General features: G+C 43.6%; 9 protein-coding genes. 3 read left to right on the forward strand and 6 right to left on the reverse strand.

Going from position 1 to position 17,234, the window contains the following annotated elements; genetic code table 11:
- Nucleotides 1-188: 188 nt before the first annotated feature.
- The 3 genes from ACP69U_RS01560 to ACP69U_RS01570 form a co-directional block, all read right to left on the reverse strand.
- Nucleotides 189-5,432 carry a YadA-like family protein gene (locus tag ACP69U_RS01560; protein ID WP_426137608.1) on the reverse strand — a complete coding sequence of 1,748 codons (5,244 nt, stop codon included), beginning with the start codon at nucleotides 5,430-5,432 and terminating at the stop codon, nucleotides 189-191.
- A gap of 418 nt (nucleotides 5,433-5,850) precedes the next feature.
- On the reverse strand, nucleotides 5,851-7,509 hold the full coding sequence (locus ACP69U_RS01565) for a sensor histidine kinase (RefSeq protein ID WP_227685404.1): 1,659 nt from the start codon (nucleotides 7,507-7,509) through the stop codon (nucleotides 5,851-5,853).
- 14 nt (nucleotides 7,510-7,523) lie between these two features.
- Nucleotides 7,524-8,222: a response regulator transcription factor gene (locus tag ACP69U_RS01570; protein ID WP_201601406.1), complete on the reverse strand. Its 699-nt coding sequence runs from the start codon at nucleotides 8,220-8,222 to the stop codon at nucleotides 7,524-7,526.
- A 267-nt stretch (nucleotides 8,223-8,489) separates the two neighbouring features.
- On the opposite strand from ACP69U_RS01570, the gene ACP69U_RS01575 reads away from it, so the two are divergent.
- Nucleotides 8,490-9,026, forward strand: coding sequence for a Spy/CpxP family protein refolding chaperone (locus ACP69U_RS01575; protein WP_045455519.1), 537 nt, complete (start codon nucleotides 8,490-8,492; stop codon nucleotides 9,024-9,026).
- Between the two features lie 161 nt (nucleotides 9,027-9,187).
- On the opposite strand, the gene ACP69U_RS01580 is transcribed toward ACP69U_RS01575, so the two are convergent.
- Together ACP69U_RS01580 and ACP69U_RS01585 are read right to left on the reverse strand one after the other, a co-directional pair.
- Nucleotides 9,188-10,837: a hypothetical protein gene (locus ACP69U_RS01580; protein WP_426137609.1), complete on the reverse strand. Its 1,650-nt coding sequence runs from the start codon at nucleotides 10,835-10,837 to the stop codon at nucleotides 9,188-9,190.
- Nucleotides 10,838-10,881: 44 nt separating this feature from the next.
- Nucleotides 10,882-12,861, reverse strand: coding sequence for a hypothetical protein (locus ACP69U_RS01585; protein WP_426137610.1), 1,980 nt, complete (start codon nucleotides 12,859-12,861; stop codon nucleotides 10,882-10,884).
- 174 nt (nucleotides 12,862-13,035) lie between these two features.
- Here ACP69U_RS01585 and ACP69U_RS01590 point away from each other — a divergent pair, with 174 nt between their 5' ends.
- Nucleotides 13,036-13,788 (forward strand): IS5 family transposase, encoded by a 753-nt coding sequence (locus ACP69U_RS01590; RefSeq protein ID WP_193217037.1) that lies wholly within the window; start codon nucleotides 13,036-13,038, stop codon nucleotides 13,786-13,788.
- Between the two features lie 113 nt (nucleotides 13,789-13,901).
- The gene (ggt, locus tag ACP69U_RS01595; RefSeq protein WP_426137611.1) at nucleotides 13,902-15,848 is read left to right on the forward strand and encodes a gamma-glutamyltransferase; all 1,947 of its coding nucleotides are present in this window, start codon (nucleotides 13,902-13,904) and stop codon (nucleotides 15,846-15,848) included.
- 94 nt (nucleotides 15,849-15,942) lie between these two features.
- Here the strand turns inward: ggt and ACP69U_RS01600 are convergent, their stop codons facing one another.
- Nucleotides 15,943-17,073 (reverse strand): restriction endonuclease, encoded by a 1,131-nt coding sequence (locus ACP69U_RS01600; RefSeq protein WP_201553751.1) that lies wholly within the window; start codon nucleotides 17,071-17,073, stop codon nucleotides 15,943-15,945.
- Between the last annotated feature and the right edge of the window lie 161 nt (nucleotides 17,074-17,234).

Below are 17,234 nucleotides of genomic sequence, written 5' to 3' on the forward strand. Positions count from 1 at the left end.
AAAATCATATAGTGACTACCAAATAGTGACTACCAAATAGTGACTACCAAATAGTGATTACCCAATCATCACGCTGAAAACGTCTTCATGCTCATGTCGCAAAAAAGCAAAGCATCTGATGCCTTGCTTTTTTATGACTAATTTTTATAACTAACAAATCACTTTACTTGATAGTAGGCTTGATTGCTTTAATCAAAATGGAAGCCTGCACCAATCGAGCCGCCAGCATTACCTTGGGTATCAGCGGTGCCGTTTACCTTCATGACCCAACGACCATCATTGGATAACTTCGAGAAGCCAATAGCAACTGCACTTTCCCCATTGTACGTTCCTATACCGCCACCGATTAAGGATTTACCAGCGATGTAAGCTTGCGGTAGTGAAGACATTGCCATGGCGGCTGAGATACCAGCATTTGCATCGTCTTCGACTTCACCAATCTTATAACCTAGCTCATTCATGTTGTTGCCAAGTCTTTGACTAACAGCATCCAATTGACCCATATTCACAGCGTCTCTGGGTGCCATGCCATCAGCCACATCAGTGATCTTGTTGCCAGCGGCGTTGATACCGCTTGCAGTCATACTAGGACCACCGACAATGCTGACGCCATTATTATTAATTGTCGTATTGCCAGTTTTGACGCTATCGATATTAATATCACCGTTTAGATCAAACTTAATACTACTGCCTGCTGCTGTTGTGGTGATGTTATTACCACCTGTGAAGCTGAGGACACTGCCATCGCCTACTGGTTTGTTGATGATAGCACCGCTATCAGCACCAAAATTGAGACCCGCATCTATTTTATCCTTGTTCACTTTGATATTGGTCGTATTGGTGTTGATGTTTGTTTTATTCGTGGCAATATTCGTGGTATTGGTTTGGATATTGGTAGTGTTGGCTTGGATGTTTTCATTGATAACGACTTCTCCTTGCTTAATAGAAGCAATCGCACCATCGATACTATTTTGACCAGTACCACCAATATTACTATTGGTAAAGGTGCCATCTACAGGATTGTAGACTGTCTCACCGCCAATGATACTACTGATGCCACTACCTTGTGCATAGAGCTGACCACCATTGATAGCATCTTTGCTACCTTCAGAGACATCGCCGTTCACAACGTTTGTAATCTTAGTGTCAGCAGCATTGATACCCGCTTTGGTGACACTAGGTCCACCTGTAATAGTCAGCCCATTATTATTCATAATGGTATCACCCGTCGTTACGCTATCTAAATTCAGGTCTGGATTTAAATCGAAGCTAATGTCATTGACGCCCGCCAATGGTGCAGCAGCACGTAGGTCAGGGCTAACATTATTGTCCGCTGATCTAGACACTTTAATATTACCATCTGTACTGTTCAAATCGATGGCGCTGCCTTGTTTGATCATAGTGGCAACATCACCCTGAGCCGTTAGTCCCCAACCTTGATCAAGGGCAAACGTCGTGGCGTTCAACTGTCCGACAGTCGCCGCATCTGTATCTGCAATACCAGCAGCTACATTGGTGATTCTGTTAAAACCATTGTCAAGACCACTACTGCTCAGTCTAACCGTTCTACCCGGACCATTACCAGTAAAGGTAAAGCCATTACTATTCATAATGCTATTACCAATCTGCATGCTACCCTCATTGCCTAAATTCAACTGGTTATTCAGTTTCACCTGAACACCCGTTGCTGAGGCCATCGTCGTAATGTTGCTATCACCAGTGACGTTGATGGTATCACCTAAAGCAAACTGCTGGTCGTTGGCACTATTGCCATCACCGATTTTGATGCCTTTGGCCACGAGACTATTGGTTACTGACAATTGGTCGAAGTTTACCGCATCCTTACCTGTGGTCGCTTCTGCAACGTTAGTAATTTTATTGCCACCATTGTTCAGACCATTGGCTGAGATGCTGACACCGCTACCAAAGTTTGCGCTGTTAAGACCAGTTAAATCTTTCGCAAGTTTCACGGTCAATGTGCTGGTACCGTCAGCAACGACGCCAATGTTGTTGCCATTTGACAAATCACTTGCCACGGTCGCGCCACCTTTGATTGTCAGCTTGTCACCAAGCTGACGATTAACGGTAGTACCCGTGTCACCATCGAAATCAAAACCTTTATCGATGGTCGTGGTCGTGGCTTGTAGTTGACCAAAGTTTACGGCATCGCTGGCTATTGTACCGTTAGCGACATTGGTAATTTGATTGCCACCATTGTCTAGCCCACTATTACTGAGTCTGACCGTTTGATTAGTCCCACCCATAAATGTGACACCATCAGCGTTGACGACTGTAGTTCCTGTGGTCAAGCTGGTTGAGACTAAGTCGGCAGCAGTAGCAACTTTGATACCGCCATTGTCAGCGGTCAAGACAATATTGTCACCAGTAATAAAGTTGGCTGTATTATTGTCTTTATCCAGAGTTTTGACTTCAGAACCATTGATTTGTGTCACTACCGTTTGCATCGCACTATCAGCTTTTACCAAGCTTGCCTTACTACCTTCGCTTAGATCAACTTGATAGTCGGTGATATTGGTATCAGGATCTTTGACACTAGTGCTAACTGTTAGTGCATTAGCATCTGCAGTAGAAACACTGGTGCCATTGGCATTGACAGTATAGACATCCTGTCCAGTATCGCTATCGGTTGAAAAGTCAACACTGGCAACATTCGTACCTTTAACTACTTTGGTTCTCGCTCCTGCGGCTGCCATCTGTACATCACCGATGTTTGCTGCATTGGTTACTGTATTACCACCGCTTTTTACGCCCTTGATCTGGGTGTCGTTGGCATTGATACCAGTAGTAGAGATACTAACACCACCAAAATCTGCACTAGTGAGGCCCGTTAAAGTTGGAGACAGACCGAGAGCAATTCCATCACCCGTTGATAAGCCGGTAGTGGTTAAATTGCTATCCGTATCAAACTTAATTTCTTCACCCAAGGCAAAGGTTTTTTTAAGAGTGCCCCCGCTGCTTGCATCATTCACATTAAAATTGATGCCTTTAGCAATATTGTCAGTGTTGGTGCCAATATTGGTGGTATTCGTTGAGATGTTGCTAGTATTGGTCGTGACTTGTTGGTTGGTATTAAATAACTGACCACCATTGATGGCGTCTTTGCTATTTAGACTGACCGTACCATTAGAGACATTGACGACCTTCTTATTACCCGCATTGACCCCGCTTTTGGTGATGCTTGGGCCATTTAAAATGGTCAGACCATTGCTGGTTAACGTGGCATTGGTAGGGTTAAATATGCTTCCACCCGTTACTGTAACACCTGCACCACTAACGGTAGTGACGCCAGTAAGCACGCCGCCAGTGACAATACCTAGACCATTGACCGTTGTGCCATTTAGCAAGTTACCTGTGCTAACGCTGCCTGTTGTGCCTAGGCTTAAGTTGTCATTGAGCTCAACTTCGATTTTGCCATTTTTTACTCGGGTGTCGATGTTGCTGTTAGAACCAACCACTTCGACGGCTTGTCCCAATGGTTTCTGTACTGTATTACCATCAGCGGCTTTTAGCGCAAAGCCTTTGTTAATAGTCGTGGTATTATTTCCGACCGCTTCATTGGTCGCATATAATTGACTACCATTCACGGCATCTGTACTAGCCGCAGTGACAGCTCCACCAGCGACGTTTTTGATCTGACGCTCAGATCCTACTACGCCCACGGATACTTGCGCACCCTCTCGTAGCATACCCTTATCATCAATGACATTACCGGCGATATCATATACCACGCCACCAACTGTCATCGTCTTTTCAGAGCTTGCACTTGTTGCTGTTGTTGAGCCTGCACCAAGAGAGACTGAACCATCTTTGCTAGCTGATGCACCAACACCGAACGCTGAAGAAGCAGTTCCCGAGGTATTGGAATGAACACCAATGGCTGTAGACAGATCACCTTTAGACAGCGATTTTGCACCAATGGCTATCGACGCAGCACCTCCAGCTTCGGTATTGACATCGTACTGATTGGTTTCTACCAAATCTTTACCTACGTAGGATTTGAAAACATCGTTAACTGTGCCACTATTTAATGGTGACAATGGACTACCATCGATATTGGTTTTCGATGCAAAATCTAGATCATCACCGCCTATTGCGATAGACGATGCCCCTCTAGACACGACATTAGCACCGATAGCAATCGATTGCTCACCACTTGCCATCGTCTGTTGCCCAAATTCTGAGCTGCCAATCGCAATGGTTTGGCTGCCTGTGGCTTTTGCATTTCCGCCCAGCGCCATGGCGTTATAACCTGTCGCTCCGTCGTTATTAGCATTACCGATAGCGGTTGAGTCTACGCTATAATACTTGGTTTTATTATTAGCGACAGTATTCGACAGCCCTGTTAGCTGAGCCACATTGACAGCATCACTGTCACTGCTACCTGCTGCGACGTTTACAATCTGACGGTTGCCACCCGCTGCTCCTGTTCCTACAGAGACCGCGCCAAGTGTAACGCTATCCGTTGCTTGGATGACTGAGCTATCTGCTCCTACTGGCACAAAACCACTGGCACCACCAGCACGATTTGCAATAGAGTTTGAACCTAATGCGATGCCATTTACCGCGTTAGATCGAGAGCCGACACCAAAAGCAAGGCTGTTATCAGCGGTCGCTTTTGCATTACTACCAAAGGCAATCGTATCATTGCCAACTGCTTGAGTCTGTCCATTCGCTCTATAACCTACATTTGCTTGATCAGCCACTGTACCTGCATTTTCAAAATCAGTTGAACCAATCGCAATACCACGTTTGCCTGAGGCAAGTGCTGAATGACCAACAGCAAGAGAGCCTTGACCCGTTGCTGAGGAGACGTTACCAATAGCCTGAGCAAAGTCAGCAGTCGCTGCCGATTGACGTCCAAGCGCTAACGAGGTATTTCCATTAGAATACGCTGCCGCCCCAATTGCCACAGATGACCGACCAATAGCTTTTGCTTGAGTGCCTAGAGCAGTAGCGACGTCACCGGCTTCTGTCCCAGTGCCAATGGCGGTACTACCAGAGTTGTTTTGTGAACCACCCGTCCAAGTAAATGACGGATTGCCTCTATCGACCAGATTGAAGTTTTGCCCAGCGTCCGCTTCACAGCCAATGGCAACCGAATAGCTGCCTTCAGCATTCGCTTCAGTACTGTTTGTATTACAAGAAGAAATTGCTGTACCAGATCCTGTACCACCGCCGACATTCACTTGCGCAAAAGCTTGCGGTGACATTGTAAATCCAGCCGCCAGCATCCCTATGGCGATCGTGGATAGTCGGAAAAATTGGGTAGAAGAAAGATTAGAAGTCGTATTGATGGTCGCGTTTGCGCTCACGCTAGATTTGGAAGATTTGCCGCGCCCCTTTGCATATTCACCAACTGCGGTAAAACAGCTCAAGGCTTCATTCCATATTACTTTATAGATGCGGTTCATAGTGTGCACTCCCTTACAGACTGGTCAGATTTAAAAATCAGAGATAATATCCATCTTGCAGAGAGTCGATATCACAAAATAAAACACGTTATCGGCTGGCAATGAGTAAATGTTTTTTGTTCATCATTTATCTTGTTAACCAACAACTAACACTTTTTATCTTGAAAAGCCCTAATCGCTCTCTCTATATATTAGTATTACCGAATATACAGAGAGAGACAATGCCGCTCATCGGGCATTTATTACCGTTCATCCAATTATATAACAAAAAATGAATATATAGATGTTTTTTGCTCCTTGCTTATATTGAATGCTCCCACTTTTTTTGAAATAATCCGCTTTGAAACTTAATAAAACACACGCTTATACACACACTTTAGAGATGTTTTAAGCGCGTGTTCGCCACTTTATGCTGCTCTTAGTCCCCTTCAGAGTTAACAGGCAATGTTATTTGCATCACCAGCCCTTGGATATCATCTTGGCGATTATAGACATGAATCTGACCCTTGTGTGCCATTACCACGGCATGAACGATTGCCAGCCCCAAACCATAACCCCCCGTTTCACGATGGCGAGCCGAGTCAAGCCGTACAAAGGGCTGAAAAATACGCGCCAAGTCATTATCCGCGATGCCACCACCCTCGTCTGTGATGCTGATTTGAAGTGCAGGCTTATTGCCCTCCATCTCCACTTTTTTAATGTCAGCAATGACTGTTGAATCAGAGGCCGTATGCATAAAAGCATTACGAATGACATTCTCAAGCGCACTATGCAGCTGTTCTTGATTGCCAAGCACTGTCCAAGGCGTTGTTGAATCAGTGGTAGATGAAGCGTCTGCCACCAATGCATGACTCGGCTGCCATTGCCAACGCACGTTTTTATGCTGAAACTCAAAGCAAACGTCTTGTCCAATTTCACTGATGATGTCAGAAATATCAACCACTTCGTTTTCTATATTGTCGATCGTATATTGCTGCATTTGTAGAGATTGAATATGAATGATTTGCTCAATCAACTCATTCATCCGCGCCGACTCTTTATCTATACGGTCGAGATAACGACTGGCATTCGGTGCAAAGTCGCGAGTCAGCTCAGTCGCAACGTCTAGACGTGCCAGTGGCGATCGTAGCTCGTGCGAGATATCACTGAGCATCTGTTTGCGTGCCAGCTCACTCTCAGCCAACCGTTTTGATAGTTTAGCCACATCTTTCGCGAGTAAACCAAGCTCATCATCTCCCATTTTTGATAGGTCTGGATGGGTCTGATAATCGCCATCAATCATACGGTGTACGGTATTTTGTACACGGCGGATACGCTGAGTCATTGTACGGCTCAGCCAAATACAAACCAAGACGCTAAAAACGAGAATAAATAGCAAACGTATGGGAAAATTGCCACGTTGCAGCGCCATAACATCAGCAAAACGCAAATGCGGACGTAATTGTATAATGACAGACTGCTCATCTGGTAAGACGACCGTCACATCAGCCAGCTCAGGGCGACTGTCGAAATCAGCTAGCGTAGCGCTATTTGGCATCATCGGTTGCAGAATATGGTTTAAGAATGACGACTTATCATTCGACATTTTATTATTATTATTATCGTGACTATTAGTCCTGTTATTGTCCACATTGGGCTGAGCTGCCATTGATTGCATTGAGGGTTGTATTGATAGTTGATCTACTTCACGCCGACTACCCTGCATACCTTTTTGCCTACGCTCATCTCTATTGCGATAACGCGGAAATATAATCGCCCCTTCTTCATCGTAAACTCTTATCTGATTCATGAGTTGACGGTCCTGACGATACATCTGCTTAACTGTACTTAAATCACCCGCTCTTAATGCCTCAACCATTTCTTGACGCTTAATCAATAAACTATCAATTTGTACGTTCATGCGAGCCGTTAATGCTTTTTCAACCAGCCAACGCTCCACCATGATCGATAAAATAGAGGTGATTATAATTGTTAATAATAGACTTAGAAACAAACGCCAAAATAGTGTGATTCGCACTTTAAACTTTGGTGTTTGCTTAAGCATTTTATGGTTAATAGCTTTCTTGGAAGCGTTCATCGATGAGTCCATCATTACAATACCAGCTGATAACCTTTACCACGAACCGCTTTGATCGGCTCATCATGAAAAGGTTGGAGTTTTTTGCGGAGTCGTGAGACATGCACATCAAGGCTACGGTCGAAGGGTTGTAATTCACGTTGTAAAACATGCTCTGACAGCCACGCTTTGCTCACCACCTCACCTTTTTGTTTCAGTAGCGCAACCAGTAAATCAAATTCTGTCCCCGTCACTTGTAGTTCTATGCCATCTATCTGACAAAGCCGCTGGTTTTGATCCAGATGCAAACGGCTCTCTGGTAGCGGCGTATGCTCTGATGTCGCTGCGCTAGTACGTTTGATGACGGCATTAATACGTGCCAGCAGTTCTCTAGGATTGCAGGGTTTGGTAATATAATCATCAGCACCAAGTTCAAGCCCAATGATACGATCAATCTCCTCCCCTTTTGCGGTCAGCATAATGACAGGGATATCACTGATATTGGGCAATTGACGCAAGACACTCAATCCATCGATTTTTGGCATCATAATATCTAGCACTAAAAGGTCGTAAGCAGCAGTACCATTAAGCACATTATTGCTCGCAGTTTTGAGTTTCTGTATGACAGCCTCACCATCGTGAACGCAGTCGCATGTCACCCCATGATTGTGCAAGTATTCTTGTAATAACTGGGTCAACTCTTCGTCATCATCGCCTAGTAGTATGTTTGGCACATCTTTCTCCTTAAGCGTTAAATCGCTTTATGAGCCATATTATCAGTCAATTGCTTATCGATTCGCTATAAACGTTACCTTTCTTAATACTTCATAAATGTTCGTAACCTCTAACTGTCGTAATATAGCGTCTATCAGCGACAAATACTGATAACAAGCTGTGATGGATAGTGGCTATCCGGGACACTTAGCATTCATAAGCTGATCAGATAAAAACTGACTTTTTCGCAACCAATAACGTATGCACCATAAATTAAGGTAACGATGATGAAAAAATTATTAATGGGCTCAGTATTAGCAATGTCTAGCATTTTCACCGTAACAGCTTGTACCAGTGTTAATGCAACCACTGATACCACACCAACGACCAGTAAAATGCAGCATAAAGATGGCATGAAAAAAGGTGGTATGAAAAAAGGCGGCATGAGAGGTCCAATGTCGCAACTAGATCTAACAGCAACGCAACAAGCGCAAATCAAAGCCATCATGCAAGCACAACACGGCGATCGTAAAGCTGACCGTACAAAAAACAAATTGGAACGGGCGCAAATGCAGCAACAGATGCAAGCATTGACTAATAGTAGCACTCTAAATACAGCCGCAGTTAATCGCTTAGCTGATCAGCAAGCGGCTAAAACCAAGCAGCGCTTCATTGAGCGAGTACAGACTCAACATGCTATCTCTCAAGTATTGACTGCTGAGCAACGAGCAAAACTTGCTACATTAAAAGCTGAAAAAATAGCGAAAGGTCATAAAGGCTCAGAGCACGGTAAAATGCATGGCAAACCACATCAAGGCATGTAATTCGTCATTAATAGGCTATTTTGCATTCATACTGAATGTCCTATAAGACTGATTATGAACACATAAAAAAGCGCATCGTATAAACGGTGCGCTTTTTGGTTCCAGATATTTAGATTCAAATAAACCTGTCATTTTAAAGATCTTTCTGGCGCCGTACTGAATTATTCAATCGCTCCAAACTTCTCTTTAGCCAGTGGCATGACACTAAACATCATCTTACCCATTGCAGTACCATTGCCATCACGATAATACTGCATCAGCTCGCTACCATACTCGCGCATATCAATACTATTACTGGCATTAGGCACTTGTACATCGTTTGGTAAATTGGGAAATACCATGTTTTTGGCGCTTATAGCGGAATACTGTTGCAAAACATCTATGACCATGTTCTTACTAGCGGCGGTTTCGCTCGGAAGCTCACTGCGCATATGCTGCCATTTGAGCTGACCACGCTTATCAAATCCATACAACTCTTGCGTATCTACATTTGATAGTATTACACTTTCTGCCGTCTTTTCTTTTGCCTCTGCCATTGTTTCCTCTATTGTCTCACTGCCACTATCCACATCACTATCCATGTCACTTTTTATCATTGCTAGCATCTGCTGCACTAAAGCTTTACTGGTAAATTTATCAGCATCTGTGTTGCCTACCTCGTCAGCCGCGCTTTCTTTGACCAGTTCTGGATATCGCTGACTCATCCGCTCGTAAACGATGCGCATATAATCTTGATAAAACTGCTCATAACTCTCAGCACTTTGTACACGGCGAATGACTTGGTTGCTTGCTAGCATTGCTGGTAGCTGATGCGCGGGCAGCTTGGGAGAGAACGAGGCTAGCGTATTAGGGGCGACATAATCAAACTGGCTAACCGGTGCGGCATCAAATGTGGCATCTAACGCGGCAAAGTGGCTTTTTATCAACTCGCTACCAAAGCCTTTAGGTAAGGTGCCATCATCAATGGCTAGCTTTAACCACTTGTTGCGCCATTTTGTACCGAGCTTGTCATCTAATAGCTCTGAATTAAACATCGCAAAATTATCTGCCCACAGATAAATAGTACCGTTTTTCAAATCCAGATAAATTGGCTGATTGATACTGCTTTGATGATTGCGTGCTTGATACTGCATGCTCGCCAGCATCGTCGCCTTGCCAGCCATTGGCTGATAAACGCCTTGCGCATTGATGGACAGCGGCTTTAGCACATAAGCATCTAGCAACTTTGCTTTTTTGATATCTTGCGCTGTCGATCGGTCGTTGTAATTGTCAAATAACTGTTGGTAAAATACTGGCACAGTGATTTCACTATCATATTTACCCTCTACCCATGCCTCATAGGCATCCGTACACTCAAGATAAGTGTCTTTGAGCACCGTTCGCTGAGCATCATAATCTGCCGCCAAAATATCTTTATTTTGCGCTTCTGCTTGGGTAATTAATGCGGCATACGCTTGATCGTGTGTGTCTTCGCAATATTCATCGATATAGCCTGAGGCGACTGGCGCTTTAGCATCTATTTTAGTATTAATATCACTAAACTGCTGCTCGTTACTGATCTCCAGATTGCTATGGTAACTAAAAGACTGTCGGCGCTGTTTCTGTAACGCCGTCGCCAACGCTTTCTTTGCTGCCGCTGGCGTTTGCTTAGCAGTCATAGCATTAGATTGGTCAAGACTGGTAGATTGGCAGCCCGTTAACAATAATGCCCCTGTGACCAACGCACCAGCAAATAGGCGATTGCCCTTAAGAACTGACGCAAGGCTCGCTGACGGAAGATGACTTGCAATGATTTGATGTGCTTTTTTCATTTTTTATCCTTAATAAATATGGGCTTGAACATAACAAGATAGCGTTATTGATCGTCTACCCTGTTGTCAGCATCATCTGCGGCATCGTCTTCGATATCAGTGTCATATTCTGCTGCCTCATAGCCACTATCACCATCTGCATAATCGCTACTATAGTCATCATCATTGTAATCATCACTGCTCCCACTATAGTCATAGCGGGCATCACGTGCCGTTTGCAGTCTGTCTTTTTGTTGGCGTTGCTCTGCTATCCATGCATTGCCATCGATAGCGGCTTTAGCATTTGCGCCAAAAGACTCGGTCAATAAAGGCGTTAGTGCATGTTTATTAAAACTGCTTTTATCGTAGCGTATTTGGTTTAGCACGCTGGTTGTAGAACCCATCAAATCGCCACCGATATTTACCCGCTGCTGCTTAGCAAGCAGGCGATCTGAGCGGTCTAAATAATAGTAATTTATCTGATTAAAAGAGATCGGACCGATGGCTTCAATTAGCTGCAAAAGCGAACCTACATCCGCACTTTGGTAGCCTTTATTGTATAGCTGCACTTTCGCAAGCGCAGTTTTTAGCATAGCGCCATCAGGATATTTCTGTGGATTGGCATCGACATAATCCTGTAGCGACTTTGTCATGTATTTTAGGGTTTTGCCGATCATCTCACCACTTTGCTTGCTGCCAAAATAGACTTTTACCGCACGACTCGCCCCGACTTCTTTGGCAAAGGCATCACTGCGAATATCTACCGCGCTAAAATGCTCGGGCGCTAGCTCTGCCATGCTGCTCTGTATGGCAGCGATGGCGGCATCATAAAGCACTGCTGGCGGTAGCTGCGCGGTAATACTCTCGGGCAACCCAAAACTAACGGTATGCGAGGCCATTTGGTTAGGTAAAGGGGTGTTTTCAGGATTAACCAATGCTACGATAGGCAGGATTGCTGATGGGTCTACCGTAACTGTACTATGGTTAAAATCGAACGCTAGCGGTATCTGTATAGATGAGCTAATCGTCGGTGTCACATAATCATAGCTATAGACGCTTTGCATTTGTCGTTGTTTGGGTTTGTACTGACTGACACTATTAAACGTTAAATTCTGATATTGATAAACATTTGACGCGGCTATCTGTTCCGGCGTGCGATGGAACATACTCAGCATTTGACCAATGACGCCCGTAGATGTTGCTGATTGGCTACCTTGTTCTACATCCTCTGGTTGTTGTTTAGCCGTTTGTATGGCTTCATACTGCTCTATCATGCTTTTTGGGTTTAATTTTGATAACTTTGAAAAAGCACTGTCTGATTCATAATCATCGGTGTCATAGTTCCCTTCGCCGTAACTCTCTGATTGATAGTCACTGCGACTATAACCGTTTTCGTCATAGTTAACATCCTCTACAACACAGACTTCATAAGCGTCATCGTCCTCATTGTCATTGCATTTCTTCGACTCTGCACTTACCGCTGCTAACTCTGCCATAGCCTCAGTTTGCCTGTCCTCATAATCACTTTCATCATAGTCACCGTCAGGCTTATAAGCATAGGCTTCTATAATTGTTCTAAGCAAGCTACTAGAACCGGCATCGATACTATCTGGATCAATAAAAGGAACGGCTTGATAATTGGCTTGCGCGACTGATACGTGTTCTGTTGCCAAATGCTGACGAATAGCTGCCAGTAAATGTGATTTGGCTTGATTGTCCGTATTGGGATATTTTTCTTGGTAAAATAATTGCTGATAACGCTCAGATTTGGCTGTGAGGCTGGCATTAAATGCGCGTCCTTGTGCTTGGCTCTGCGCGCTATCAGCGGTACTAAAATCAATCATACTTTTTGATGCCGCAGTCGACGATACCGCTGGGCTTGATTGACAGCCCAAAAGAGCCAGAGACGTAGTGCCAACCAGCAAGGCGATAGACGTCAATTTACCTACCTGATATACATGGTCGTTATTATTGATAGACGAATGATGACTCGTCATCTCAGAGTAGCGCTGTCGATTATGATTATTAATATGATTTGATGACATAGTAATCTCTTTGTATAAATAGCCAGTCTATAATTAGTGTACATTAGTACCGTTATTTATATCACAATGCGTTACAATTTAGTAGGGCGTGTTGAACATTGGGAATAAAACGATGGCAAAAAAACAGCAAACGGTTAGTCTTTAAGTTCTCACACAAAAAAGACCTCGTTTGCTATGCCTCGTACAATGCTCAAAGATCAACACTGGACAAGACTAAGACCTATATTACTAGAACTTAATATCTATGACAAAGGGAATCTTAGACAAACAGTCGAAGGCGTATTATATCGTATGCGTGTTGGCTGTCCTTGGCGTGATCTGCCACCTTACTTTGGTAAGCCTAATACCGTCTACAAGGCTTATCAGCGCTGGTTTCGTAGCAATAAACTGATTGCACTGTTCGCTTTATTAATTAAAGACTCAGACTGTGAATGGGTATTTATCGATGGCACACACATTAAAGCGCATCAGCACAGTAATGGTAGCAATGAGGTGGAACAAGCCATTAGTAAAAGTGTGGCAGGACGCGCCACCAAGATTCATTTAGCGGTTGATGCTCACGGTAACCCTATTACTTTTATCTTATCAGATGGTACGACTCACGATGTAAAGGTGGCTCCAGACTTAGTTGATAAGATTAATTTAAGTGGTACAGACATGCTATGTGCCGATAAGGGCTATGATTCTGATCCGCTGCGAGACCATATTGAACAAGCGGGTTGCTTCAATAATATTCCTAGAAAACAGAATACTAAGTTCACCAATAACCATATGGACTGGCACTTGTACAAGGCTCGACACTTAGTAGAAAATGCTTTTGCTAAGTTAAAAAACTACAGGGCGGTTGCAACTAGATTTGATAAGCTCAAACAAAGTTATGAGAACACAGTGGCTCTCGCTTGTGCCTATATCTGGCTGAAATTATGAATGTTCAACACGCCCTAATATTAGAACCTATTTATTAAGAAAATACTTTGGTTTTTTTATACAAAACAACTTTCTCACTACTGCTTTCTCGCCCAAGTAAAAAGGACTTTACAATGCCAACCTCTATATCAAAAAACAACATACGCACTGCTGACAATAATCCTCAAGGTAGAGCAAATATTAAAGCGGCTATTTTGTTAATCAGTAGCACATTTTTAGTATCACTATCTGCTCACGCGCTTGAGCCGACAACCAATCAATCAACTACTATCAACCAAACATCGATTAACACTAGCGCCATCAATCTCGCGATTATGGCTGATAATCCTACTGTAATATCTGAAACTCAGCGTGTGACAAGAACCAAAACCAATGCCCTCACTTCCACGATCAACAATACCAATGCCGATCAAGCCATCTATTCTGCAGATGCGATTCACCACCCTGTTTGGGCAAAGAACGGCATGGTCGCCACCCAAGAAGCCCTCGCCTCTGATATTGGACTCAAGATTTTAAAAGACGGTGGTAATGCGGTTGATGCTGGAGTCGCCGTTGGCTTTGCCTTAGCAGTGACCTTACCGCGCGCAGGCAACATTGGCGGTGGTGGTTTTATGATGATTTATGATGCCAAGCAAGGCAAAACGGTGGCACTCGATTACCGTGAAAAAGCACCGAGTAGCGCCTCACGTGATATGTATCTCGATGAGGATGGCAATGCGGTCAGCGACTTGTCTCGTTATCACGGTCTAGCAGTTGGCGTACCGGGAACGGTTGCAGGATTACTTAAAGCATTAGAAGAACATGGCACGATGAGCCGCGGACAGGTGATGGCACCAGCCATTGCACTGGCTGAAAATGGTATTGAAGTTACCGCAGGCTTGTCCGAGTCGTTAGAAGCGTTGAGCGATCGCATGCAAAAATGGCCAAGTACTAAAAAGGTATTTTTTAAACCTGATGGTAGCGCCTATCAGCCGGGCGAACGCTTAAAGCAACCTGAACTTGCTCGCTCGCTAAAACTAATCGCTGCAAAAGGTGCTGATGGATTTTATAAAGGCGAAACGGCCAAAAAATTGGTAAAAGCGGTCAATGATGCGGGTGGTCGTATGAGCTTACAGGATTTAGCCAATTATGAAGCCATCGCTCGCGTGCCCGTCAAAGGCGATTATCGTGGTTATGAGATTGTCTCCATGCCACCACCGTCTTCTGGTGGTATTCATATCGTGCAGATTTTAAATATCTTAGAAGGTTATCCGCTAAAAGACTACGGTCAAAACAGCGCGCAAACCATTCATTTAATGGCCGAGGCGATGCAGTTGGCTTATGCGGATCGCGCAGAGTACTTAGGTGATTCTGACTTTATCGATGTGCCTGCCAGCGGTTTAGCTTCTCAGGCTTATGCGGATAAACTACGCACCTTAATCAATCCAGACAAAGCCACACCAGCGTCTACCATCAAAGCCAACAACCCTCTACCCTATGAGAGTGATCAAACCACACACTTCTCTATCGTTGATAAAGACGGCAATGCGATAGCCAATACTTATACGCTGAACTTTTCTTATGGCACAGGTCTTGTCGCTGAAGGTACGGGGATATTGCTCAATAATGAGATGGACGATTTTTCTGCCAAACCGGGTGTGCCTAATGGTTATGGATTATTGGGCGGTGAAGCAAATGCCGTTGAAGCCAATAAACGCCCATTATCTTCTATGAGTCCGACACTGGTATTTAAAGACAGTAAACCATATATCGTCACGGGTAGCCCTGGTGGTAGCCGCATCATCACCACCGTTACCCAAATAATATCAAACGTCATCGATCATGATATGAATATCGCTGAGGCCACTCACGCACCGCGTATCCATGACCAATGGCTGCCTGATGAGATTCGGGTCGAAAAAGCACTGAATATTGATACGGTTAAAAAGCTTGAATCAATGGGTCATACGGTCAGTCCAAAATCAGCCATGGGCTCAACCCAGTCGATTATGATCACGCCAAATGGTGTCTACGGCTCGTCAGACCCACGTATCGTCGATGCGGCGGTGGTTGGATACTAATTTAACTTTTACTTGATATGTATAAATAAAAAACGCTCTCTATCATAATAAAGAGCGTTTTTTTAATAGATATGAAAAGTATTGAAAGATACTATCAATACAACTTGATCTTGTTAAAGAAGTCATTGTCTAATAATAATTTCGGTCTGGCATTGACCTCTTTTAGACCCACCTTATGTTGCATCATAAGCTCTATGAGATTCATTTGATCGATGAGTATCAGACTGTGCGAATCCGTTGCATTGGCATATTCCTGCGCAGGCTTGGTAAAGCTTGTCGTGGTAATAAACAAGCCATGATGATTGGTTTTTTGTGGTGGATAAGCCCCTATGAAGTTTCTCAAATCGCCATTAGATATATTATTACCGGCACTATATAATTTGGCTTGAATATAATAGTTATGCACCTCACCATCTGGGAAATCCTGAATAATCAGCCCATCAATGCCATTGTCATTCGAGCGTCCAGTATGACGCGAGGTCAAATTACTCTCAGGACTTTCAATCTCTAAAGATCGTTCAATCATTTTTAGACAAAACCACTCAAACTGCAGAGGTGACAAGCTTTCAAGCTGCGCCATAATCATATCAGGCGTTACTTTGACAAAATCATTGCCCACAGTAGCATCTGCATAATTGTTCATAAACATAGACGTTCGGCGCTGAGTTTCTTCTATCAAATGATTAATAAGTGCATCGCCATTTTTACCATAAGCCGCAATATTGACTTTTTGCAGATCAGCAAAGGCTTTATTATCAAAACGGGTCAAGTTAGCAATATAATCACTATTTGGAATGCCTTCGTTAATGTATTGAGTAAAATTGCTTCCTGCTAACCAAAAATAGACTTTGCCAAACGGGTCTAAACGTATGATGTTTTTAGGCGTTACTTTTTCATCAAAAGTAATAAAATTAGCAAAATTCTGATTTAAATTGGGTACCAAGCTGAACTTGTCTTCTTTGACCAGCCCCATCGCGGACAAGCACAACAAAATTAGATCAACGATGTCATCATAACAGGGTGAGCCGTTATGACACTCATGGCGTATATCATAATTACTCATGTAATTGATTTCTTTATGATCATTGACAATTTGTGCTAACTTTTCAAACTCTCTATAAAATACCGTGCGACCAACGGTGTTCCGCGTACTCAAATTTTTTATGGTTTGTATACCCGCATTTAACATGTCACCAAATGCGGGCAGCTTCGTAATGTTACTCATAATATTATCGTCTTTGTTTGATTACATGAACATTATTGTGTGAAATAAGGCGTCAAATGGGCTTTGTTTCGCAATAACTTAAGGACAAATGTTTATGCTACCAACTATTGAGACAAAACACAGCAAAATTTCACCTTTATAAATAAGAAAAACAAATCCTC

It is taken from the genome of Psychrobacter sp. TWR1-1-1, from assembly GCF_049895865.1.
GTDB classification, from domain to species: Bacteria; Pseudomonadota; Gammaproteobacteria; order Pseudomonadales; family Moraxellaceae; genus Psychrobacter; species Psychrobacter immobilis_A.

Bases quoted from the DNA above. Each gene is read 5' to 3' on its own strand.
- ACP69U_RS01560 (WP_426137608.1), bottom strand. From the start codon at position 5,432: ATGAACCGCATCTATAAAGTAATATGGAATGAAGCCTTGAGCTGTTTT.
- ACP69U_RS01565 (WP_227685404.1), bottom strand. From the start codon at position 7,509: ATGAACGCTTCCAAGAAAGCTATTAACCATAAAATGCTTAAGCAAACA.
- ACP69U_RS01575 (WP_045455519.1), top strand. From the start codon at position 8,490: ATGAAAAAATTATTAATGGGCTCAGTATTAGCAATGTCTAGCATTTTC.
- ACP69U_RS01580 (WP_426137609.1), bottom strand. From the start codon at position 10,837: ATGAAAAAAGCACATCAAATCATTGCAAGTCATCTTCCGTCAGCGAGC.
- ACP69U_RS01585 (WP_426137610.1), bottom strand. From the start codon at position 12,861: ATGTCATCAAATCATATTAATAATCATAATCGACAGCGCTACTCTGAG.
- ACP69U_RS01590 (WP_193217037.1), top strand. From the start codon at position 13,036: ATGCCTCGTACAATGCTCAAAGATCAACACTGGACAAGACTAAGACCT.
- ggt (WP_426137611.1), top strand. From the start codon at position 13,902: ATGCCAACCTCTATATCAAAAAACAACATACGCACTGCTGACAATAAT.
- ACP69U_RS01600 (WP_201553751.1), bottom strand. From the start codon at position 17,073: ATGAGTAACATTACGAAGCTGCCCGCATTTGGTGACATGTTAAATGCG.